This is a genomic window from Mycobacterium gastri, assembly GCF_002102175.1.
Taxonomy (GTDB): Bacteria; Actinomycetota; Actinomycetes; order Mycobacteriales; family Mycobacteriaceae; genus Mycobacterium; species Mycobacterium gastri.
Genome location: NZ_LQOX01000080.1, coordinates 16007 through 37761, shown reverse-complemented (window position 1 = coordinate 37761; position 21755 = coordinate 16007). Strand labels below are relative to the sequence as shown.

General features: G+C 65.3%; 22 protein-coding genes and 1 pseudogene. 11 read left to right on the top strand and 12 right to left on the bottom strand.

The features are described 5' to 3' along the window. A partial coding sequence (locus AWC07_RS07965) for a PE family protein (protein WP_139829601.1) occupies positions 1-703 on the bottom strand: 703 nt, incomplete at its 3' end. Between the two features lie 91 nt (positions 704-794). Continuing rightward, positions 795-1637, bottom strand: coding sequence for a ribonuclease Z (locus AWC07_RS07960; protein WP_036419214.1), 843 nt, complete (start codon positions 1635-1637; stop codon positions 795-797). Between the two features lie 148 nt (positions 1638-1785). On the opposite strand from AWC07_RS07960, the gene AWC07_RS07955 reads away from it, so the two are divergent. Further along, a complete protein-coding gene (locus AWC07_RS07955; protein ID WP_036419190.1) occupies positions 1786-2214 on the top strand; it encodes a CBS domain-containing protein in 429 nt (142 codons plus the stop codon). A 97-nt stretch (positions 2215-2311) separates the two neighbouring features. On the opposite strand, the gene AWC07_RS07950 is transcribed toward AWC07_RS07955, so the two are convergent. After that, positions 2312-2923, bottom strand: a complete 612-nt coding sequence (locus AWC07_RS07950) for a type II toxin-antitoxin system PemK/MazF family toxin (RefSeq protein WP_036419193.1) — start codon at positions 2921-2923, stop codon at positions 2312-2314. A gap of 35 nt (positions 2924-2958) precedes the next feature. Here AWC07_RS07950 and lepA point away from each other — a divergent pair, with 35 nt between their 5' ends. After that, a complete protein-coding gene (gene lepA / locus AWC07_RS07945; protein ID WP_036419196.1) occupies positions 2959-4887 on the top strand; it encodes a translation elongation factor 4 in 1929 nt (642 codons plus the stop codon). Positions 4888-4919: 32 nt separating this feature from the next. Further along, positions 4920-5657 carry a sensor domain-containing protein gene (locus tag AWC07_RS07940; RefSeq protein ID WP_244187520.1) on the top strand — a complete coding sequence of 246 codons (738 nt, stop codon included), beginning with the start codon at positions 4920-4922 and terminating at the stop codon, positions 5655-5657. Between the two features lie 32 nt (positions 5658-5689). Here the strand turns inward: AWC07_RS07940 and AWC07_RS07935 are convergent, their stop codons facing one another. Together AWC07_RS07935 and AWC07_RS07930 are read right to left on the bottom strand one after the other, a co-directional pair. Next, positions 5690-7744, bottom strand: coding sequence for a glycoside hydrolase family 15 protein (locus tag AWC07_RS07935; RefSeq protein ID WP_036419200.1), 2055 nt, complete (start codon positions 7742-7744; stop codon positions 5690-5692). 71 nt (positions 7745-7815) lie between these two features. After that, complete coding sequence (locus tag AWC07_RS07930) at positions 7816-9048, bottom strand: FAD-dependent oxidoreductase (protein WP_036419202.1); 1233 nt, start codon at positions 9046-9048, stop codon at positions 7816-7818. 65 nt (positions 9049-9113) lie between these two features. Here AWC07_RS07930 and AWC07_RS07925 point away from each other — a divergent pair, with 65 nt between their 5' ends. The 5 genes from AWC07_RS07925 (at position 9114) to AWC07_RS07905 (ending at position 13514) form a co-directional block, all read left to right on the top strand. After that, a complete protein-coding gene (locus tag AWC07_RS07925; protein WP_036419205.1) occupies positions 9114-9308 on the top strand; it encodes a hypothetical protein in 195 nt (64 codons plus the stop codon). Positions 9309-9661: 353 nt separating this feature from the next. Then, entirely contained in the window at positions 9662-10699 is a 1038-nt protein-coding gene (locus AWC07_RS07920) for a sulfate ABC transporter substrate-binding protein (protein ID WP_051508253.1), read from the top strand. Further along, on the top strand, positions 10696-11586 hold the full coding sequence (cysT, locus tag AWC07_RS07915) for a sulfate ABC transporter permease subunit CysT (RefSeq protein WP_036419208.1): 891 nt from the start codon (positions 10696-10698) through the stop codon (positions 11584-11586). Before AWC07_RS07920 ends, cysT begins: the two co-directional genes overlap by 4 nt. Beyond that, a complete protein-coding gene (gene cysW / locus AWC07_RS07910) occupies positions 11583-12401 on the top strand; it encodes a sulfate ABC transporter permease subunit CysW (RefSeq protein ID WP_085105022.1) in 819 nt (272 codons plus the stop codon). The genes cysT and cysW overlap by 4 nt, the downstream gene beginning before the upstream one ends. Positions 12402-12416: 15 nt before the next feature. Then, a complete protein-coding gene (locus AWC07_RS07905) occupies positions 12417-13514 on the top strand; it encodes a sulfate/molybdate ABC transporter ATP-binding protein (protein ID WP_036412010.1) in 1098 nt (365 codons plus the stop codon). Here AWC07_RS07905 and AWC07_RS07900 read toward each other — a convergent pair. From AWC07_RS07900 to vapB, 6 genes are all read right to left on the bottom strand, one after another. Beyond that, positions 13490-13759, bottom strand: a complete 270-nt coding sequence (locus tag AWC07_RS07900) for a hypothetical protein (protein ID WP_051507914.1) — start codon at positions 13757-13759, stop codon at positions 13490-13492. The genes AWC07_RS07905 and AWC07_RS07900 overlap by 25 nt on opposite strands. Beyond that, complete coding sequence (locus AWC07_RS07895; protein WP_051507913.1) at positions 13741-14409, bottom strand: NAD(P)/FAD-dependent oxidoreductase; 669 nt, start codon at positions 14407-14409, stop codon at positions 13741-13743. The genes AWC07_RS07900 and AWC07_RS07895 overlap by 19 nt, the downstream gene beginning before the upstream one ends. A gap of 14 nt (positions 14410-14423) precedes the next feature. Beyond that, complete coding sequence (locus tag AWC07_RS07890; protein WP_244187519.1) at positions 14424-15287, bottom strand: transposase; 864 nt, start codon at positions 15285-15287, stop codon at positions 14424-14426. Then, positions 15242-15637, bottom strand: a complete 396-nt coding sequence (locus AWC07_RS28545) for an IS110 family transposase (protein WP_244187518.1) — start codon at positions 15635-15637, stop codon at positions 15242-15244. Before AWC07_RS28545 ends, AWC07_RS07890 begins: the two co-directional genes overlap by 46 nt. A gap of 212 nt (positions 15638-15849) precedes the next feature. Next, positions 15850-16263: a PIN domain nuclease gene (locus tag AWC07_RS07885; protein WP_036412009.1), complete on the bottom strand. Its 414-nt coding sequence runs from the start codon at positions 16261-16263 to the stop codon at positions 15850-15852. Then, entirely contained in the window at positions 16254-16481 is a 228-nt protein-coding gene (vapB, locus tag AWC07_RS07880) for a type II toxin-antitoxin system VapB family antitoxin (protein ID WP_036412007.1), read from the bottom strand. Before vapB ends, AWC07_RS07885 begins: the two co-directional genes overlap by 10 nt. A gap of 405 nt (positions 16482-16886) precedes the next feature. Between vapB and AWC07_RS07875 the strand changes: the two are divergent. Further along, a pseudogene (locus tag AWC07_RS07875) lies at positions 16887-17152 on the top strand (TetR/AcrR family transcriptional regulator); the annotation flags it as partial. A gap of 205 nt (positions 17153-17357) precedes the next feature. Beyond that, positions 17358-17771 carry a cupin domain-containing protein gene (locus AWC07_RS07870; RefSeq protein ID WP_036420252.1) on the top strand — a complete coding sequence of 138 codons (414 nt, stop codon included), beginning with the start codon at positions 17358-17360 and terminating at the stop codon, positions 17769-17771. 94 nt (positions 17772-17865) lie between these two features. Here AWC07_RS07870 and AWC07_RS07865 read toward each other — a convergent pair whose 3' ends face one another. Then, positions 17866-18843 carry a LysR family transcriptional regulator gene (locus tag AWC07_RS07865; protein ID WP_051508318.1) on the bottom strand — a complete coding sequence of 326 codons (978 nt, stop codon included), beginning with the start codon at positions 18841-18843 and terminating at the stop codon, positions 17866-17868. A gap of 516 nt (positions 18844-19359) precedes the next feature. Between AWC07_RS07865 and AWC07_RS07860 the strand changes: the two genes are divergently transcribed. Beyond that, entirely contained in the window at positions 19360-21612 is a 2253-nt protein-coding gene (locus AWC07_RS07860) for a protein kinase domain-containing protein (RefSeq protein WP_085105020.1), read from the top strand. The last annotated feature ends 143 nt before the right edge of the window (positions 21613-21755 follow it).

Below are 21755 nucleotides of genomic sequence, written 5' to 3'. Positions count from 1 at the left end.
CCATGGCAGCCACCCCGGCCCCACCGGTTCCGCCCACCCCGCCGTTGCCATACAGCAGGCCGCCCAACCCGCCGTTGCCGCCACTGCCCGCGAACCCGGTGCCGACGGCGGCGCCGCCGGTGCCGCCGGCGCCGCCGCCGCCGATCAGGAAGGCGTTGCCGCCGAACCCACCGCTGCCGCCGGCGCCACCGGTGCCGCCGGCACCGCCGTTACCGATCAATCCGGCAGCCCCGCCGTTTCCGCCGGCCACTCCGGCTAGCGTGCTGTCGCCACCCCGGCCGCCGTTGCCGTAGAGCAGTCCGCCCGGCCCACCGGGCTGACCTATTCCGCCGACCGTCCCGCCGTCGGCGCCGTTGCCGATCCACGGGCGGCCAAACAGCGCCAGGGCGGGTGCGTTGATCAGGTCGAGCAGGCTCTGGGCGCTGGCGGCCTCGGCACCGGCGTAGGCCGCCCCGCCGGCGGACAGGGCCTGGACCAGTTGGTCGTGAAACGCCGCCATCTGGGCGCTGATGCCCTGATAGCTCTGGGCCTGAGCTCCGAAGAACGCCGCGACGGCCGCTGACACCTGGTCGGCAGCCGCTGCGGGCAGGCCAGTCGTCGCAGCGGCCGCGTTCACGTTGGCCTGGCTGATCATCGAACCGATTCCGGCCAGATCAGTGGCCGCTGCAGCGATTGCCGCCGGACCCGCGATCACATACGACATGCGGCACCTCTGAGATCAACCGAGATCAAGACGACTGGCCGGGGACTGGATCGTATCGCGATGTGAGTCCAAGTCCGTGCATTACGGCCCGCTATTGCCGGGGGTGCACCTCGACTCGGTGCAGATCATCGCCAAGCTCGATCGCTCCGCTGAACTCGGTCGCGGCCAAAGCCCGCCACTGGTCCTCCTGGCCTGCCGCGATGGCCGGCACGTAGTGTGTCATCACCAGGGTCCCCACCCCGGCGCGGTTGGCGGTTGCCGCCGCCTCCTGCACCGACGAGTGGTAATCGCAGACGTCTTTGACCCGCTGCTGCGGGACATGCGCCAGGATGTCCTTTCGAATAACGGTGTGCACCAAGGCGTCTGCGCCGGCGGCCAGCTCGTCCAGGCTGGCGCACGGCACGGTGTCGCCGGCCAGCACCACCGAGGCGCCCCCGGATTCGATCCGGAACCCGATCGTCGGCGCCACCGGCCGGTGATCGGTGGGTGCCACCCGGATCGTCACACCCTCGCGGTCCCACACGCTGCCTTCGGTGTATTCGTGGACCTCGACCGGCGGCGGTGCGTTGAGATCGGCGTGGTGGGCGATGCGGTAGCCGATGTCGTGCCCGAAGGCCTGCAGCGTCGCCGCCACCACCTCGGCGGTGCCCGGCGGCCCGATGATCTGCAGCGGCGGGGGAGCAGGGGCGAAGTTGGTGACCCAGTTGGTGATGATCACGTCGCCGAGTTCGGCGATGTGGTCGCTGTGCAGATGAGTGAGCAGCAAGGCCGACAAGCCGGCCGCGCCCACGCCGACAGCGGCCGCGCGCTGCAGGACACCGCGCCCGCAATCGATCAAGAACACGTGACCGTCGGCCCGCACCAAGGTGGCCGGCCCGGCGCGGTTCGGGTCGGGAATGGGGCTGCCGGTCCCCAGCAAGGTGATCTCGATCATGTCCACATCCTTACCAGCCGGGGCCGTGCGCGGCGGCGCAACCCGGCGATTCGCCTCGGGCCACCCTCGTGTTGGGGTGGCGGCTTTCCCGCCGCGCAAGTTAGCCGTAGCCTGGTGTGAATCGGGTCACTACCGGCGGGAGGCCTCAATGCGGATCGCGGATGTCTTGCGGAACAAGGGGGCGGCGGTGGTGACGATCAATCCCGACGCGACAGTCCGGGAACTGCTCGCCGGCTTGGCTGAGCAGAACATCGGCGCGATGGTGGTCATCGGCGCGGAAGGTGTGGTCGGCATCGTGTCGGAACGCGACGTGGTACGCGAGTTGCACACCCACGGCGCCAGCGTGTTGTCTCGTCCGGTCTCCAAGATCATGAGCAGCGATGTCGCCACCTGCAAGAAATCCGACACGGTCGACAGCCTGAGCGTGCTGATGACCAACAACCGGGTGCGCCACGTGCCGGTGCTCGACGGCAAGAAGCTGATCGGCATCGTCAGCATCGGTGATGTGGTCAAGACCCGGATGCAGGAACTCGAGGCCGAACAGCAGCAGCTGCAGTCCTACATCACGCAGGGCTAAACAAGCCGACCTTGGGCCGGCTTCAGCCGGCGGAACGTCACGGCGAAAAATCGCGTGGAATTTCGCCGTGGCGTTACGGTCGCGACGGCGGCTCGCCCTAACGCCAGGAGTATTCGGTGCGCAACCGGGCGGCGACCACATCGAAGATGTCGCGCGGCACAATCGCGCCTTCGCGGCGAATGCTCTCCTCCGGCACGTCGAGCACCCGGTCCAGCCGGACCCAGCTCTGCCTGCCCTCGTAATCCCAATCCCCCGAACCGATTCCGACCCAGTCGCGATCCGTGGCATGGTCTTCCCGGCTGGACAGCATGAGCCCCAGCAACACATTGCGGTTACGGCCGACGACGAGTACCGGCCGGTCTTCGCCGCGGGTCGGGTCGTCTTCGTAGACCACCCAGGTCCACACGATTTCCCCCGGGTTGGCCCGGCCATCGAGGTCCGGGGCGTAGACCAGCTTGCGGGCCCGCTGTGCGGTGGGAAAGCTCGTGCTGGTCACCGGCCGGCCCGCGGCGATCTCCTGGGGCGGCGGCGGCAGGCCCATCGCCATGATGTTCGCGGTGATCTTCACCGCACGCTGAAGTTCCTGCAGGACGGTCTGTGAGTTCTGTAGTTGACGCACTACCTTCGGAGCCTCGTTGAACACGAGGTTCCCTAAATTCTCGGTGAAGCGCTGGAACGTCTTCCACTGTGACTTCCGGGCGGACGCCATGTTGGCAGCATAGCCGCGCCCGGCAGCGCGCGATTGTGTCTCGAAGCGCCCGCCTGGATACGCTGGACATACCCACGAACCGCCCAGCTGGCACGCTCAAGACCGTCCACCAGGAGACTCCGATCAGCAGTTTCGCCGACAAGACCTTCACGCCGCCGGCGCAGATTCGCAACTTTTGCATCATCGCTCACATCGACCACGGCAAGTCGACGCTGGCCGACCGGATGCTGCAGTTGACCGGGGTGGTCGACGAGCGCTCGATGCGGGCGCAATACCTGGACCGGATGGACATCGAGCGGGAACGCGGCATCACCATCAAGGCCCAGAACGTGCGGTTGCCCTGGCGGGTGGCCGACCAGGACTACGTACTGCACCTCATCGACACTCCCGGACATGTCGACTTCACCTACGAGGTGTCGCGGGCGCTGGAAGCCTGCGAGGGTGCGGTATTGCTGGTCGACGCCGCGCAGGGCATCGAGGCGCAGACATTGGCCAACCTGTACCTGGCGCTGGACCGCGACTTGCACATCATTTCGGTGCTGAACAAGATCGACCTGCCCGCGGCCGACCCGGACCGCTACGCGGCCGAGATCGCCCACATCATCGGCTGCGAGCCCGACGACGTGCTGCGGGTGTCCGGCAAGACCGGCGAGGGCGTGGCAGCGTTGCTCGACGAGGTGGTCCGGCAGGTGCCGCCCCCCCAGGGCGATGCCGACGCGCCCACTCGCGCAATGATTTTCGACTCTGTGTACGACATCTACCGCGGTGTGGTGACCTACGTCCGGGTGGTCGACGGCAAGATCACCCCACGCGAGCGCATCGCGATGATGTCCACCGGAGCCACCCACGAGCTGCTCGAGGTCGGCATCGTCTCGCCCGAACCCAAGCCCTGCGACGGCCTCGGTGTGGGCGAGGTCGGCTATCTGATCACCGGAGTCAAGGACGTGCGCCAGTCCAAGGTGGGCGACACCGTTACGACGGTCCGCAACGGCGCCAAGGAGGCGCTGACCGGCTACCGCGAACCCAAGCCGATGGTCTACTCGGGGCTCTATCCCGTCGACGGCTCGGACTATCCCAATTTGCGCGACGCCCTGGACAAGCTGCGGCTCAACGATGCGGCCCTGACCTATGAGCCGGAAACCTCGGTGGCCCTTGGCTTCGGGTTCCGGTGCGGCTTCCTTGGTTTGCTGCACATGGAGATCACCCGCGAGCGTCTGGAGCGCGAGTTCGACTTGGAACTGATCTCCACCTCACCCAACGTCGTCTACCGGGTGCTCAAAGAGGATGGCTCGGAGATTGTCGTCACCAATCCGTCCGATTGGCCGGAGGGCAAAATCCGCACCGTCTACGAGCCCGTCGTGAAGACCACCATCATCGCGCCCAGCGAATTCATCGGCACCATCATGGAACTGTGCCAGTCCCGCCGCGGTGAGCTGGGTGGCATGGATTACCTGTCGCCCGAACGGGTGGAACTGCGCTACACGATGCCGTTGGGGGAGATCATCTTCGACTTCTTCGACGCACTGAAGTCCCGCACCCGCGGCTATGCCAGCCTCGACTACGAGGAGGCCGGGGAACAGGAAGCGCAACTGGTCAAGGTCGACATCCTGCTGCAGGGCGAGACCGTTGATGCGTTCAGCGCGATCGTGCACAAGGATTCGGCGTTCGCCTACGGCAACAAAATGACGACCAAGCTCAAGGAGCTGATCCCGCGCCAGCAGTTCGAGGTGCCGGTCCAGGCCGCCATCGGGTCGAAAATCATTGCCCGGGAAAACATCCGCGCAATCCGCAAGGATGTGCTGTCGAAATGCTACGGCGGTGACATCACCCGGAAACGCAAACTGCTGGAGAAGCAGAAGGAAGGCAAGAAGCGGATGAAAACCATTGGGCGGGTTGAGGTTCCGCAGGAGGCCTTTGTCGCGGCGTTGTCCACCGACACGGTGGGTGATAAGGGCAAGAAGTAGCGATGATCTCGGCGCGAGCACGCTTGGCCCGGGTGATCGCGGTACTGAGTGTCGGCCTGATTGCCGCCGGCTGCACGGCCGTTGTCGCCGGCACGGCGCGGCCAACGACTGGGTCGAAGCCCCGCCCGATTGCCGGGCAGAAAATCAAGCAAGTGCTCCTCGACGAAGCAGCGCTGTCGCGAATCCTCGACCAGCCGTTCAAAACTGAAGCCCAATTTCCGCCGCTTTTCGGCGGTCGCGACGAGTTGTCATATGCTTATGGACCGGCTTCGCCCGCCGACTGTGTGGGTGTGGTAACCGTGCTGGCCAGAGATGCCTACCGCTCCGCGGCCGTCAACGACGTCGCGCGTGAAATATGGTGGCACGCAAGCGATTCAGTAAGAGTAATCAGCGTGGCCGAAGGCGTGGTCACGTTGCCTACGGCAGCTGACGCGGACGCGCTATTTGCGAAGTTCTCGCAGCAGTGGAACCAATGCGATGGCACAGTGGTATATCTGGCCGGCACGACGCTCAGCTTTGCCGACACGATCAGTGACGTGCGTGTCGCCAATTCTGTCCTTGCCGCAACCGTTTCCGATCAACCCAGCATGCCGGGCTCGAACCCTATGCCGGTAGCGCGGGCCATTGGTTTGCGGGTGAATTGCCTGGTTGACGTAGAGGTCACCTTTTTCGGTAGCGAAAGCCCGTCCGGCCGGGGAACCGCCAATGTCGACACCAGTGCCATCGATATCGCGCACGCCATGATGGACACAATCAGCCAGCTGAGCTGACGCCGGTCTTGCCGCGAAACTCGCCGCGCAACCTACATGGGCGCGTTGGCCGGCTGGAACATCCCCGAGCCGTCGGCTTCTTCCTCGGCGCGGATCACGTGGACCACCGCGTTGATCAGCGCCAGGTGGGTGAACGCCTGCGGGAAGTTGCCCAGATGGCGCCCGCTGCGCGGCTCGATCTCCTCGGCGTAGAGGTGCAACGGGCTGGCGTAGGACAGCAGCTTCTCGCACAGCCGTTTGGCCCGCGCCACTTCGCCGATCTCGACCAGCGCCGATACCAGCCAGAACGAGCAGATGGTGAACGTGCCTTCCTCACCGGACAGGCCGTCGTCGGTCTCGTGCACCCGATACCGCAGCACCAGGCCTTCCTCGGTCAGTTCGTCGGCGATCGCCAGCACGGTGTTGCGCACCCGGGGGTCGTCCGACGGCAGGAATCGGGTCAGCACCGCCAGCAGCAGCGACGCGTCCAGGGCGTCGCTGCCGTAGCGCTGGGTCAGCACGCCGCGGGAGTCCACGCCGTGCTCGAGGATGTCCGCCTTGATCTCCTCGGCGATCTCGCGCCATTGCTGGGCATAGCTTTTTTCGCCCTGCCGCGCGGCCAGCTTGGCGCCGCGATCCAGCGCCACCCAGCACATCACCTTCGACGAGGTGAAGTGCTGCGGTTCCCCGCGCACTTCCCAGATGCCGCGGTCGGGCTCGCGCCAGTGCTTGATCGCCTCCTCGACCTGGCGCTTGAGCACCGGCCACAACGCCTCCGGGACCTGCTCACGCGATTTGGCGTGCAGGTAGAACGAGTCCAGAATCGAGCCCCAAATGTCATGCTGCTGCTGGTTGTAGGCGCCGTTGCCGATCCGGACCGGACGCGCGTGGTCGTAGCCGGACAGGTGGTGCAGCTCCTCTTCGACCAGGCTGCGCTCGCCCCCCACGCCGTACATCACCTGCAGCGGATGGCGCTCGTTGTTGTTGGCGCCGGACACGTCGGCGATGAAGGCGAAGAAGTCGTCGGCTTCGCGGTCCAGTCCCAGGGTGTAGAGCCCCCACAATGCGAACGTCGAGTCGCGGACCCAGGCGTAGCGGTAATCCCAGTTGCGTTCGCCGCGCGGTGTTTCCGGCAGCGACGTGGTGCTGGCGGCCAGCAGCGCGCCGGTGGGCGAATACGTCAACCCTTTCAGGGTCAGCGCGCTGCGCTGCAGGTATGCCCGCCACGGGTGGTCGGGGAAATTACCGATGTTGATCCACTGCCGCCAGCACTCGGTGGTTTGCCACATCTTTGCGGCGGCCTCTTCGTAGGTCTGTGGCGCCGGATGCTTGGTCCAGCTCAGGGCGACGAACACGTCGTCGCCCTCCTTCATCCGGGTGCGGGCGCGGGCTTCGCGGCCCTCCAGCCCGATCCGCAGATTGGTGGTCAGCTGCAGCGTCGGGTGGACGTCGGGTTGCTGGCTGGCCCGGGCGATCGCCTCACCATAGGCGTTGGCCGAGTATTCCCAGGTGGCGCCGACACGGTGGTAGTCGAACGCCGGCTCGCAACTCATCATCAGCTCGACCGTGCCGCTGACGCAGCGCACTGTCCGAAGCAAAATATGTTCGGCGTCCCAGTCCATCGGGGTGCGCCGGTGGGTGCGTGATCGCCGTTCGATGTCGTGCCAGGGCCCCATCACCAACGCGTCGCGCACGATCAGCCAGCCGGTGTGGGTCTGCCACGTGGTCTCCATGATCAGGCTGCCGGGCAGGTAGCGTCGTGCCGAGGGCACCGAAACGCCGTACGGGCCCAGCCGGAAATGGCCCGCGCTGCGGTCCAGGATCGCGCCGAACACGCTGGGGGAGTCCGGCCGGGGCACACACATCCATTCCACCGATCCCGCCGGCGAGATCAGGCAGGTCGTCTCCCAGTCGGACAGGAAGGCGTAATCGGCAATGGGTGGAAACGGATTGCGCAGCGATGAGCTGGACGTGAAAATGCCCTTCGCGTCGGACTTGACGGACGGGACGGGTGCTGCCTGGAACGCTGGAAGATCGGTGACGTGAGAGACCTGGGCGGCTTCAGCGACCGCGGCGGCCTCGTCTGCGGGTTCGGCGTGCAGGACCATGCGGTCATCATCAACTGTCGACCTACTTCGCGTCCACCACTTCGGCTGCCCTGTTATCCAGGTGCCGCGATTTAGCCGCCGCGCCGCGCGTAGTCGGGCGCGTGCTCGGGTAGCGGACCGATCGCGACCAGATAGGCGAGCACCCGTCGCAGCGGCCGTGACCGGCCCACCAGCTGGATCGCCCGCGACGGCGCCGGGTCGCCGCCGGTCATTGCGGCCGCGACCACGCGGGCATGGACGGCCCGTTGTAGCGCTTGCAGAAACGCGGTGGGCGCCCACCGGCGCGCCTGTACCCGCGCCAGCCGGCGGGTCGACACCCGCCCGGCGCGCAGCGGTCCGGCCAGAATGCGCGCGGCGGCAACCGCGTCGGCGACTGCCAGATTGATTCCGATGCCTCCGACGGGCGACATCGCGTGGGCGGCATCGCCGATGCACAGCACTCCGTCGGAGTACCAGCGCCGTAGCCGATTCAGTTGCACATCAAGCAGTTTCACGTCGTCGAACGAACTCAATGTGCCAACAGTGTCGGCTAGCCAGGGCACCGTGCGCACCAGCGTGCGGTGCAGAGCCCCAATGCCCTGCGAGCGCATCTCGGTGTCGCCTCCCTTCGGGATGATGTGCGCGATCTGGTAGTAGTCACCGCGGTCGATCGTGATCGTGCCGTGCCCGGCGTTGAAGACGCCGGCAAGCCCGCTGGGATCGTCGGCCCGGCGAGGCAACCGAAGCCACCACACGTCCATGGGCGCGCCGAAGCCTAGAGGTTGCAGGCCCAGGGCCGAGCGCACCGTTGAACCCCGGCCGTCGCAGGCCACGGTCAGCTCGGCTCGCATGTGCTTGGTTTCGCCGGACGGGTCACGGTATTCAACGCCGACGACCCGCTGGCCATCGTCTCCGCGTAGCAGCCCGGTCACCTCGGTGCTGCGCAGCAACCGAAAAGTGGGCTCCGTCTCCGCGGCAGTGGCCAGCAACTCCAGCAGATCCCACTGCGGTACCAACGCGATGTGCCGATGGGAACCGGGAAGCCGGGTCAGGTCCAGCTCGACCGGTTGACCCTGCAGCTCCATGCGGATGGTGTCGATGAGGCGATGGGGAACTCGGGCGAACCGCGACCCCAGGCCCAGTTCGTCGAGCAACCGCAGGGTGCTGGCATGCACCGTGTCGCCGCGGAAGTCACGCAGAAAGTCGGCGTGCTTTTCCATCACCGTGACGTCGACGCCGGCGCGGGCCAACAACAAACCGAGCATCATGCCAGCCGGCCCGCCACCGGCGACCAGACACGTGGTTGTGTCCGACTGCCGGGGCATGCCTGATCATAGACGGAATCTCGGCACATTGGTTTCGGCTGCCGGGCCGAATAGGGTGTGTTGGAGTGAACGGATTCCTGAATTGGTGGGACGGCGTTGAGCTGTGGCTTTCCGGACTCCCGTTCGCGCTGCAGGCGCTGGCGGTGATGCCGGTGGTGCTGGGTCTGGCATATATCACGGCGGCGGTGCTCGATGCCCTGCTCGGCAAGGGCATCAACGTGATGCGGCGTATCCGCCACTCCGACGAAGCACCCGGGTAAGCCGATGCCGCGGTCGCACGTCACGCTGGTCCTGGTTGCGCTTGTGGTGCTGGTGATCGCCATGTGGTTGCTGACGCGGTGAGGGGGGCGTGCTCGCCATGGGACTCCGGCCGATTCTGTTAGGCTTCGCGGCATGCACGCGGTAGCCGGTCGCCCGGGGCGCTCTCCTGGCGCGCCCGGCTGTGTGGTTGCGGCGGTGGCGATCTGCGCCGCCGTCGACGTGCACTGTTGTCGCTGACTTCCGCCCGTGCGCGGTCTGGCATGGAGTTGGTGAAGTTCTCCAGTTAGTGACCGATCGCCTTTCCGCAGCTACGGGACCGAGGTTTACCACTCCCGCCACCGGAAGGCCACCAATGCCACAGACGCTGAAGAACCCCTGGCGGCACGCCGTGGCCTGCCAGGTGGCGCTGGTCGTCGGTGTCGTCGCGGCGTGTCACGGTGGTCCCAGCGACGTCGTCGGCGGCGGCGGGCCAGCCGGCGCGCACACCGACATCACGTTGGTCGCCTACTCCGCCCCCGAACCCGGCTGGAGGGCGGTGATTCCGGCGTTCAACGCCTCCGAAGAAGGCAAGGACGTGCAGGTGATCACGTCGTACGGGGCCTCAGGTGACCAGTCCCGCGGTGTCGTCGACGGCAAGCCGGCCGATCTGGTGAACTTCTCCGTCGAACCGGACATCACCCGGTTGGTCAAGGCCGGCAAGGTTTCCAAGGACTGGAATGCCGATGCCACCAAGGGCATTGCGTTCGGGTCGGTGGTGACGCTGGTGGTACGCGCCGGCAATCCCAAGAACATCAAGGATTGGGACGACCTGTTGCGGCCCGGCGTGGAGGTCATCACACCCAGCCCGCTGAGCTCGGGTTCGGCGAAGTGGAACCTGCTCGCTCCGTACGCGGTCAAAAGCGCAGGCGGCCGGAACAACCAAGCGGGCATCGACTACGTCAGCACCCTGGTGCGCGAACACGTCAAATTGCGTCCCGGATCAGGACGGGAAGCCACCGATGTCTTTGTCCAGGGCAGCGGTGATGTGCTGATCAGCTACGAGAACGAGGCCATCGCCACGGAACGGCAGGGCAAGCCGGTCCAGCACATCACCCCGCCACAGACGTTCAAGATCGAAAACCCGCTGGCGGTGGTCACCAGTAGCTCCCACCTTGCGGCCGCGACGGCATTCAAGAACTTCCAGTACACCGCGCCGGCGCAGAAACTGTGGGCGCAGTCCGGTTTCCGGCCCCTCGATCCCGCGGTGGCCGCTGACTTTCGCGCACAGTTTCCGGTGCCGGCAAAACTGTGGACAATCGCCGACCTGGGCGGCTGGGACATCGTGGATCCCCAGCTGTTCGACAAGGGCACCGGCAGCATCACCAAGATCTATATGCAGGCCACCGGATGACCGCACCGACACAACCGGATTCACACCCGGATCGACCGGCCATCGGGGACGATCCACCCACCGACGACAGCGCACCAGGCCTCCGCGGTCCGGGCCGGTGGGGCAGCACATCACTTCGGGTCGGGGTGTCGGTAGTGTGGCTGTCGATCATCGTGCTGCTGCCGTTGGCCGCCATCGCCTGGCAAGCTTCGGGCGGCGGCTGGCAGGCCTTCTGGCTGTCGGTCACGTCGCGCGCCGCGCTGGACTCACTGCGAGTGACGCTGAGCATTTCGGCTGCGGTCACTCTCGTCAACACGGTATTCGGCCTGCTGATCGCCTGGGTGCTGGTGCGCGACGACTTCGTCGGCAAACGGGTCGTCGATGCAATCATCGATCTGCCCTTCGCGCTGCCCACCATCGTGGCCAGCCTGGTGATGCTCGCCCTTTATGGCCCCGCCAGTCCGGTGGGTCTTCATTTGCAGCACACGGCGTGGGGGGTGGGTGTGGCACTGGCGTTTGTCACCTTGCCGTTCGTGGTGCGCGCCGTTCAGCCGGTGCTGCTGGAAGTCGATCGTGAGGCCGAGGAGGCGGCGGCGTCGCTGGGTGCCTCCGGTCGGAAGATCTTGTCCTCGGTGGTGTTGCCGTCGCTGATGCCGGCGTTGTTGTCCGGTGCGGGCCTTGCGTTTTCGCGGGCCATCGGTGAATACGGCTCGGTCGTGCTGATCGGCGGCGCGGTGCCGGGCAAGACCGAGGTGTCGTCCCAGTGGATCCGCACCTTGATCGAGAACGACGACCGGACCGGCGCCGCCGCGATATCCATTGTGCTGTTGACGATTTCCTTTGTGGTATTGCTGCTGTTGCGCGTCGTCGGTACGCGTGCGGCCCGGCGGCAGGAGATGGTTGCATGACGCCCTCGCCCGGCGTCCGTTACCTGGTCCGATCCATCGCGCTCGGGTATGTCACTGTGCTGCTGGTGGTTCCAGTGGCGGTGATCCTCTGGCGGACCTTCGAACCCGGTTTCGGCCAGTTCTATGCCTGGATCAGTACGCCCGCGGCGATATCGGCACTGAATCTGTCGCTGCTGGTGGTGGGCATCGTGGTGCCGTTGAACGTGCTGTTCGGGATCCCGACGGCATTGATGCTCGCCCGCAATCGGTTTCGGGGTAAGGGTGTACTGCAGGCGATCATCGACCTGCCGTTCGCGGTCTCACCGGTGATCGTGGGTGTCGCGTTGATCCTGCTGTGGGGATCCGCCGGTGCGCTGGGCTTCGTCGAGAAGGACCTGGGGCTCAAGATCATCTTCGGTCTGCCCGGCATTGTCCTTGCCAGTATGTTCGTCACGCTGCCGTTCGTGGTGCGCGAAGTCGAACCGGTGTTGCACGAGTTGGGCACTGACCAGGAGCAGGCGGCCGCGACGCTAGGTTCCGGTTGGTGGCAGACGTTTTGGCGGATCACGCTGCCGTCCATCCGGTGGGGCCTGACCTACGGCATCGTGTTGACCGTTGCCCGCACGCTCGGCGAATACGGTGCGGTCCTGATCGTGTCGTCGAACCTGCCGGGCACGTCCCAAACGCTGACCTTGCTGGTCTCGGACCGCTACAACCGTGGCGCCGAGTACGGGGCCTATGCGTTGTCGACCCTGCTGATGGCCGTGGCAGTGGTGGTGTTGATCGTCCAGGTGGCGCTGGACGCCCGCCGGGCACGAGCGGCCGCCCAGGCATAGCGAGGAGACGCTGAGATGACCGCAGCCAAGACGACGGGCCGCAACGGCCACGCGATCGTCGTGCGCAACGCCGCCAAGCGCTATGGCGACTTCGTTGCCCTGGACCAGGTGGACTTCGTGGTGCCCTCCGGTTCGCTGACGGCGTTGCTGGGCCCCAGCGGCTCCGGGAAATCGACCCTGTTGCGCACCATCGCCGGCCTTGACCGACCCGACGCCGGCTCGGTGACAATCAATGGGCGCGACGTGACCGGGGTGCCGCCGCAGCGGCGTGGCATCGGATTCGTCTTTCAGCACTACGCCGCCTTCAAGCACCTGACGGTTCGCGACAACGTCGCCTACGGGCTGCGGATCCGCAAGCGGCCCAGGGTCGAGATCAAGGAGAAGGTCGATCACCTGCTGGAGGTGGTGGGCCTGAGCGGATTTCAGGGCCGCTACCCCAATCAGCTTTCCGGTGGTCAGCGTCAGCGGATGGCCCTGGCCCGCGCGCTGGCCGTCGACCCGGAGGTGTTGCTGCTCGACGAACCGTTCGGCGCCCTGGACGCCAAAGTCCGTGAGGATCTTCGCAGTTGGCTGCGCCGCCTGCACGACGAGGTGCACGTCACCACGGTGCTGGTCACCCATGACCAGGCCGAGGCGCTGGATGTGGCCGATCGGATAGCCGTGCTCAACAAGGGCCGTATCGAACAGGTCGGATCTCCGACCGACGTGTACGACGCCCCGGCCAACGCGTTCGTCATGTCCTTCCTGGGAGCGGTTTCCATGCTCAACGGCGCCTTGGTCCGCCCGCACGACATCCGAGTCGGCCGGACTCCGGAGATGGCCGTTGCCGCCGCCGACGGCACCGCGGAGTCCACCGGTGTCGCCCGCGCCACCGTGAACCGGGTGGTGGTGCTGGGCTTCGAGGTTCGGGTGGAGTTGACCAGCGCGGCAACCGGAGGCGCCTTCACCGCCCAGATCACCCGCGGTGACGCCGAGGCGCTGGCCCTACGGGAGGGCGACACCGTCTACGTGCGGGCCACCCGGGTGCCGCCCATCCCCCACGACATCGCGGGTCCAGGCGATGACGGCGTCGGCGGGGCCGACACGGATCAGGCAACGCTGACGTCGGTGTGATCCCCGGTCACTTCGGCCCACCGATTTTCCCCTATCGCCCGCCAGTCGCGTTCCTCGTCATGCTTGTCGTGGTGCAGTTCGCTCGACGGCGGGGTGAGGTGAATCCCGGGATTGGGAAGGGCGAAGAAGTCGCCACTGCCCTTGGCGAAGTGGTGTGCCCCGGTGTCGATGAAGCAGTGACCGCGACCCGAGAGGGTGGCGCTGTCGTCGGTCTTGCCCAGGTAGTTCAGCACGTTGGTATCCACCCCGGTTCACCGAGGGTGATCGCGGGCTGATGCGGCGAAACGAACACCAGCAGATCGAAATCGACGCTGTGGCCATCCTGGAAATGGATCGTCCGGGCGTCTGGATCGATGCGCTCGACGGTCTGTTCGCAAAAGACGTCGATGCCTTCATGATTCAGCAGGCCGACGAGTTCGGGACCGGCGTGGGGGCCCGCCGAAGGCATCGGCTGCTGCTCCGGGGTGTACACCGAGATCTGAGTCGCAGCGCGTGTCCCGTTCTCGCGCAACAAGTCTGTAGCCAACAGAGCCCCCTCATACGGGGCCACCGGGCATCGGTAGGGTTGCGAGGTGATCAGGAACACCAGCTTGCCTCCGGCGAATGCCGACAGCGCGCGGTGTGCGGACGCTGCCGCTGCTGTGGCGTAATAGTGGACCGCCGAGCCGTTGTCGACCGCTTCCGGCAATCCGGGAATCATCTCGAGAGCAATGCGTGATCCCGCAGCGAGTACGACTGCGTCATAACCGATTTCGGAGTTGTCGGCCAATGTGACATTCTTGGCACCGGGATTCACGCCGGCGACCGTGGCGGTGATGGTGGTGATCCCGGACAACGCTTCGGTGGTAGGGCGGATCGGGACGCTGTCCTCGTCACCGCCATCCCCGCATGACACTCCCTATGTCAACCTCAGGCCGCAGATGTGGTCGTGAGCTTGGTTGCGGCGCCGTGTTGGGCGGGGTCGTAGGGGACGCCGTTTTGCCAGCAGCGCCAGATGACGCGGATCCAGGCGCGCGAGAGGATACGCACGGCGTGCGCGTGGTCTTTACCTGCGGCGCGTGCCTGGTTGTAGATCTGTGCGGCCCATTGGCTTTCGTGTCGACTGTTGTCGGCGAAGGTGGTAATGGCCTTGCGGAATCGTTTGTTGCAGGCCCAACGAAAGTGCACTGCCTTGTGTTTACCGGAGGCTTTGGTGACCGGTGGGCATCCGGCCAAGGCAGCGATCGAGTCGGGTCCGTCGTAGGCTTGGCGGCAGTCGCCCCACTCGGCGAGCATCTGGGCGGCGTTGACCTGACCCGACCTTGGCAGCGACGCGAAGATCTTGCCGTCCGGGTGCTCGTCGAGTCGGGTGGCCACCGAGCGGTCCAGGTTCTTGATGGCGGCGTTGAGCGCGGTCAGCACGCCGACCAGGGCGGCGATGGCGTCGGCCAGTGCTGCGGTGACTGCGGTGCCGGTGGAACCTGCTGGGGCTTCGCGCAGCCGGGCCAGCAGCACGCCCGGGTCGCGGCGCCCGGAGTAGCCCTGTTTGGCCAAGAACGCGGCCAATCGCTTCTCGCCCAGGTGCTGGGCGGAGGCTGGGGTGGGGTAATGGGTCAGGAAAGCCAGGCTGATTGGGGATTCCACGTCGGCGAAGATGGCCTTGGCGCCGGGCCAGTGCGCTTCCAGCAGCGCGGACAATTGATTGGTGGCTGCGACTCGTTGCTCGACGAGGTCGGTGCGGGTGCGGACTACTGTGCGGACCGCGATGGTGGGGTCGCTGTAGGGGGTGGCCACGCACAGTCGGTGTTGGCGAGCCGCAGGTATTCGGCGATGACTTCGGCGTCGGCGGCATCAGACTTTGCGCCGGAGAGGACTTCGCCCTCACGCCAGGTTTTGATCGCGTTCGGGCTGACCGGCACGACTGGGTGTCCGGCCTCCAGCAGCAGGTCCACCAGCCGCCCGTTCGGGCGTTCGATTGCGATCGGAATATCTTCAGCAGCAGCGTATTTGGCCAATCGACGAATCAGGGTGGCGATCCCGTCCGCGGAATGGTCGATGGTGAAGCGGGCCACCACTTTACCCGCTTGGTCCATCACGCACACGGCATGGGATTGCGCAGCCCAATCGATACCGACGAAGAACACTGCGACAGCAACAGCAAGAGACAATTCGACTCCTTAACATGAGCAATGATCAGAACCTGTGGATGAGCCTCGGCGGGGCGGCGTGATTGGGCGCACCTTCCCGAGGATGATCTGAAGTCCATTTGTCTGATCAAGGACCGGCGTTGACGCGCTGGTTCGGGAAGGTGCGACCCATGCTCAATGTAGTCTTGTCGTCACGCCGCCGCCCGGCTCTATGTCAGCTGTAGCCATTCGATAGCTTGTCCAGAAATCTGCGCGATCAAATCGAAATCTTTGTCAACTGCGAGGACGGTGAGCGCCCCGATTTCGGCAGCGGCGGCCACCAGGAGGTCCGGGATCGACGGCGCTCGGTGTTGCCCGCGATCGGCGAGCAGCAGCTGCAATTCGACGGCGCGATCTTCTGCGGCCGGCGTCAGGTACTCGACTGGCATCAGCGACAGTGGCGGCGAGGCGGCCTCGAGACGCGCGTGCGCTGCGGTGCGAAATGAATAGCCGATCTCCAGGCGGGTGACTGTGCTCATTCGCACCAGACCACGCTCGATACGGTCGATCCAGAGTTTGGCGTCCGGTGAGGCCGGTATGCGGGTGTAGGCCGACTTGTCGATCAGCCACGTGGTCACCGCCACGCGCCCTCCATCACCTTTGGGTCGTCGAGATCCGCTGCGGCGGTCGCCGCGCGACGCATGTCCGCGAGGGTGAGCTTGCCTTGAGGTCGCCCCTCTGATCGCTCCGTTTCGAACCGCCGCCTCAGATACTCCTGCCGCGACAACCCCCGCGCTGCGGCGGACGCATCGATGTGTGCCACGGCGGCGTCCGATAGTCCCCTGATCAACACATCGGCCATACCTGTTAACCTCCCGATATCGATGATATCATCATGTCCGCCGGATGTCCGCCAAACAAGGCCAGCCAAGGAGCTCTGACCAGTTGTGGTAGCGCGCAAGCCCCGCCATTCATGGCGGGGTTAGCGCTGGGTTAGCGCATCAATTTCGGCTTATCGGGACCACTGGACGGTCGGTGCTGTTGGTCGATGTATTGGGTGATGATCGACAAAGGCGCGACCGCCGCAGGATGCGGCGAACAAGGACGTGTCAGTGGGCGCGGTTAGGTTATCGGCGTGGCTAACCGTTACCGGCTGTACCCAACAGGGGAACAGGCCGTCTTTATGCGGGAACGCCACTGCGCGGATGCGTGTTGGCCGTCTCTTGGGATGACGACCACTGGGTAGCCATTCGTCATTGAGGCTGCCGATGCGGCGGTCGGCGTGCTGCTGCGGGAATGCGTCGACTTCTTCGCCCCGTACCTATCGGCGGCCAAGCTCACCGGCGAGGTGCGCAAAGATCTCGATGTGGAGGCCGCCGGCGAGTGGTATGTACGAATCCTGTTCTCGCTGTTCAGTACTCCGTCATCGACACTTACAGTAATATGGATGACCTCGACGTCGTAGCCGAGTTCGTGCGCGCACACGTGGTTCGCGGCTTCGCCAGCGAGCGTCCCTGGCCGCGGCGCTGCTGAACGCTAGGCCCGATGCACGATGTGCACAACCCCGAGCCCACGGAAGGCCCCAATGGGACTGGGCGCTTGGTCGCGGGACGCGCCCGCCGCGTTCACATACCCTTTGGTCGGGCCGAGAAATCGAGTGACGCGCCGAGTTCGCTGGCCGATGCATAGACTACGTCGGCCGAGCGTGCGATTGACCCCGCAGACATGGAGGCAAGCAATGCCTGATGTTCGACTGATTACTTTCGACGAAATTCCCGGCGAGGTTTTCACCCGGTGGGACATCACAGAACACCAGTTGAATCAGCACCTACTCAGCGCTGGCCTGACTGAAACACCCGCGATCGTGGCGGACGTGCTCACATTTCCGCCTGGGTTCATCCACCACATGCATCGACACCCCTACGCCGACATGGTCGTGGTACCGCTGAGCGGCACCGTCCGATTTCTCGGAGACCCAGGCGACCCAATGGATATGAACCCGGGCCAGCTTCTCGTCGTCCCGCGGCAGAGCTGGCATGAATTTCGCAACGTCAGCGGCGCACCGAGCAAGGTGCTGCACATTTTCAGCGGCGTGGGTGCGACTGAGGACGTCGGGTACGAAGCCCACCCGAACCAATTCTCAATCACCTGATGCCATCACGTCCCAAACCTGCTGCTGCCTGGCCATCAGGCACAGCGGGGTGATCGCCTCACTTCGGCCTGGCCCGGCATCGTTCCTCGAAGCCTCATGCCGATTCCGCGACCATAGGACCGACACATCTACTTCGGGGAGGCGGTGTGCGAATGATGTGGTTCAGGAAGTTTCGAATCGAGGGGGGGGGGGTGCGCCCGCCGGTCCACGTGGCTCGAAGCTTGCGACGTAAATCCAAGCCGGGGATGGTGATGGCGCGCAGTCGACCCGCAGCCAAGTCATCGACCACGGCCAGCCGGCTCATCACCGCCGGTCCCGCACCGGCAAGAACCGCAGCGCGCATTGCCGCGGTGGACCCCATTGCCAGTACTGGAGGCACCTGCTGCATGCCGTTGCCCAGCACCCCGCGGAGGGCGGTGGTAAGCGTATCGCAACGGCGCGAACGGGTCTCGCGAGCAACCAGGGGTGTTTGCGCGAGTTCAAGGGCGCTCACCACGCGCGACCGACGAGCCCAGTGGTGATCCGGAAGTACCACGACCACCAGCTCGTCGTGCCCCACCACACAATTGCCGAGTCCTGCAAGCGGATCGGGGTCTTCAACGAATGCAAGATCGGCAGCGCCATCTCGAACCGCCGCGATCGCATCGCCGCTCTCGGTGGCAGTCAAACACACCTGGGGCCCGGTGCTGCCGGGCCGGCCGGCTAGAGCATGCATGGACAGCAACCATTGGGGCATAAGCTGTTCGGCGATTGTGTGGCTGGCCACGACCTTGATTCGCCGACGGCCTTCGCTTCGCAACGATTTCAGGTCTTCGTCGGCCTGCCGGGCGACCTCAAGCAGTCGGGCCGCCCACTCCGCGACGACGACGCCTGCCGCTGTGAGTTGTGAGCCACGCGTCGTGCGGAGGGCCAACGTCAGCCCGATCTGGGCCTCGAATGAGGCGAGCCGCCGCGACACGGCTTGTTGGGTCAACGCGAGTTCGCGGGCGGCGGCGCTGACACTTCCGGTCTCAGCGATTGCCTGAAAGATTTCGAACGAGCCGAGTTCTGGCATACGAGAGCTGAGCGGCAGCATCGCCCGGTCGGCCGTAACCGTCATCGAAACCGCCACCTCTGCCCGGGTAGCCCCCAGGGCCAAGTTAAGTGGGCCGGTGCCGGAGTTCCGCCACGGATTGTCAAGACGTCGCGATAGGCGGCATCCTCGCCGCATCCTTCACTTGTGCAAGGGGCTGTGCACCTTGAACCGTGACGAGATCGCATCGCCTAACTATCGAGCCCAGACCTTAATGAATACTTAACGGCGCTCCCTGACCATGTTTCCTAATCTAGTGCTGGTCGGCGGTCCGGCATTCACTGCGAAATCTCTCGGACTTCGATAACGCATCCGGTCGTCATCTTCGGCGAGGGCGGCCACCGGACAATTGAAACCCGCTGGTAGGCAGCTTGTTTGAACCCCCGAAAGTGTTCACCCGGGCAACCCTCAGACGCACTCGCAGCACCCCCGGCTGAACTGTTCACTCGGGTTGGCCTGCGCCAGTTCGCGAGCGTACGCTTACTCGGCGAATCGATGGGATGCCGAGGCAAGTAGATGGATCCTGACCTAGTTGGCACGGAGGCCGAACCGGCCGGGCCAGGTGGCTATGCGGTCCCAACGGTTGCAGCCGAATTGGCCGCGTTGGGGTTTGCTGACGCGATCGAGATCGGCCGGGGCGGGTTCGGCGCGGTCTATCGCTGCACGCAGGTGGCGTTGGGCCGGGTCGTGGCGGTCAAGGTGGTGGCCGCCGAGTGCCAAGACGATCGAGCGCGGTTTGTGCGCGAACAGCAGGCGATGGCAACCCTCACGGGTCACCCCAACATTGTGCCTGTTTTGCAGATCGGCCAAACCACAACGAGTTACCCGTTTCTGGTGATGCCGTTTTGCCGGTTGGGGTCTTGGCAGGAACGGATTGCGGTCGTGGGGGCGTTGGGTATGCATGAAGTGTTGAAAGTGGGGGTCAAGATCGCCGGCGCGTTGGAGTGCGCGCACCAGGCGGGCGTCATACATCGTGATGTCAAGCCCGGCAACGTTCTTCCCACCGACTATGGTGAACCGGCGCTGTCCGATTTTGGCATCTCGCGCATCGCGGCTGGTTTCACCACGGCTCCCGGGATATTTTATGGGTCGCCGGCCTTTACCGCCCCTGAGCTACTCGGCGGTGCATCGCCGAGCCCGTCCTCCGACGTGTACGGACTGGGCGCGAGCCTGTTCACCGGGCTCACCGGTCGTGCGCCCTTCGAACGGCGCCATGGCGAACAGTTGCAGGCGCACTTCGTGCGAATCACGACCGGGCCTTTACCCGATCTCCGCGCACACGACGTCCCCGCCGACCTTGCCGCCGTGATTGAGCTGACGATGGCCCGGGATCCTGACAAGCGGCCCTCGGCCGTGGAATTAGGCCGCCAACTCCAGCAAGTCCAAGCCCGCCACGGCCTGGCCGTCGACGAGATGGTCCTCCAAGGCGGTGCAGGCGACGGCAGACCACGCAAGCACATAACCCCCTCGCCCGGACCGGCCGGCGGGCGGAGAACGAATGCGAAGAAAAAGTTGCCTGCGCTGTCGAAAAACCTGGTGGGTCGTCACACCGAGCTTTCTCGGGTGCACGAGTTGCTGAGGTGTTCACGCGTGGTGACAGTGATCGGCACGGGCGGGGTAGGCAAGACGACCCTGGTTATCCATGCCGCACACCAGCAGAGTGTCTACCACCCCGACGGGGTGTGGCTGGTGGAGTTGGGTGAGCTACGCGAGGGCTCCCAGCTGATCGAGCTCGTGGCCGTAACGTTGGACATTCCCGAACAGGCGAGCCGACCGCCGATCGAGGGGCTGGTCGATGCCCTCAGCGAGCGACGGGCGCTCATCGTTTTAGATAACTGCGAACAGGTCATCGACGAGGCAGCCGAATTGGTCGGGACGTTACTGCCGCGCTGCCCGCAGCTACGTGTCCTGGCCACCAGCCGTGAGGTTCTCGCAGTCGGGGGCGAAGCAGTGCTCGCGCTCTCACCGCTGGCCTGCCCCGGACGAAACGACGTTTCCAGCGTGCGCGTCCTCGCCGACAATGACGCTGTAGCGATGTTTATCCGGTGTGCTCGCGCCGCGGTACCCGAGTTCGAGCTCACCGACCAAAATGCGGACGCGGTGGCGTACATCTGCGCCCGCCTGGACGGGCTCCCGGTCGCCATCGAGCTGGCGGCTGCGCAGCTTCCTGTCAAGTCAGTACAGCAAATCGGTGACGAACTTTGCGACAGTCATGCGGTGTTAAGCCTCGGCCGCAACGCCCCCACCCATCAGCGATCGCTCAACTCCTCTATCGAGAGCAGCTATGACTTGTGCAGCGATCACGAACGACAAGTCTGGGCACTACTGTCGGTATTCTCAGACAGCTTCGATCTGTCAGCGGCTCGGTACGTCAGTGGCGGGCATCTGTCCGCACGCGAATTCCTGGACGTGCTGTGCGCACTGGTCGACAAATCGATCCTGATCCGTGTCGAAGACGACGGCGTGGTGCGGTTTCGCCTCTTGAATACTCTCCGTGCCTACGGACGCAGCCGCACCCCCGCTACTGAGCGCAGGCGCTTGGGTCGACGCCACGCCAGCTGGTATCACCAACTAGTCTGCGGCGCAGGGGCAGATCGGCCCGACAGTCAAGAAGTGCTCTGGATTCAGCGCCTTAGAAGTGAGTTGCCCAACATCTGGGAAGCGCTTCGGTTCAGTCTTGTCGATTGCCCAGCGATGGCAGGGGACGTGATCGCTACGCTGCGCCGGTTCGGGCTCTTCGATGCATTGCTCAACGAAGGCCGCCGGTAGCCGCATTCCACTGTCACTGCGGACCCGGCGCGTGCCGCCGCTGCATCGGAGAGGCCGCCGCGCCGCAGACATTCGGTCGCACTAAACACCGAAGTTCCCCCTTGTAGTGCGGGTCCGAACTCTCGTTTGTGTTGATGAGCGGG

Bases quoted from the DNA above. Each gene is read 5' to 3' on its own strand.
- AWC07_RS07960 (WP_036419214.1), bottom strand. From the start codon at position 1,637: ATGATCGAGATCACCTTGCTGGGGACCGGCAGCCCCATTCCCGACCCG.
- AWC07_RS07955 (WP_036419190.1), top strand. From the start codon at position 1,786: ATGCGGATCGCGGATGTCTTGCGGAACAAGGGGGCGGCGGTGGTGACG.
- AWC07_RS07950 (WP_036419193.1), bottom strand. From the start codon at position 2,923: ATGGCGTCCGCCCGGAAGTCACAGTGGAAGACGTTCCAGCGCTTCACC.
- AWC07_RS07935 (WP_036419200.1), bottom strand. From the start codon at position 7,744: ATGGTCCTGCACGCCGAACCCGCAGACGAGGCCGCCGCGGTCGCTGAA.
- AWC07_RS07930 (WP_036419202.1), bottom strand. From the start codon at position 9,048: ATGCCCCGGCAGTCGGACACAACCACGTGTCTGGTCGCCGGTGGCGGG.
- AWC07_RS07920 (WP_051508253.1), top strand. From the start codon at position 9,662: ATGCCACAGACGCTGAAGAACCCCTGGCGGCACGCCGTGGCCTGCCAG.
- cysT (WP_036419208.1), top strand. From the start codon at position 10,696: ATGACCGCACCGACACAACCGGATTCACACCCGGATCGACCGGCCATC.
- cysW (WP_085105022.1), top strand. From the start codon at position 11,583: ATGACGCCCTCGCCCGGCGTCCGTTACCTGGTCCGATCCATCGCGCTC.
- AWC07_RS07905 (WP_036412010.1), top strand. From the start codon at position 12,417: ATGACCGCAGCCAAGACGACGGGCCGCAACGGCCACGCGATCGTCGTG.
- vapB (WP_036412007.1), bottom strand. From the start codon at position 16,481: ATGGCCGATGTGTTGATCAGGGGACTATCGGACGCCGCCGTGGCACAC.
- AWC07_RS07870 (WP_036420252.1), top strand. From the start codon at position 17,358: ATGCCTGATGTTCGACTGATTACTTTCGACGAAATTCCCGGCGAGGTT.
- AWC07_RS07860 (WP_085105020.1), top strand. From the start codon at position 19,360: ATGGATCCTGACCTAGTTGGCACGGAGGCCGAACCGGCCGGGCCAGGT.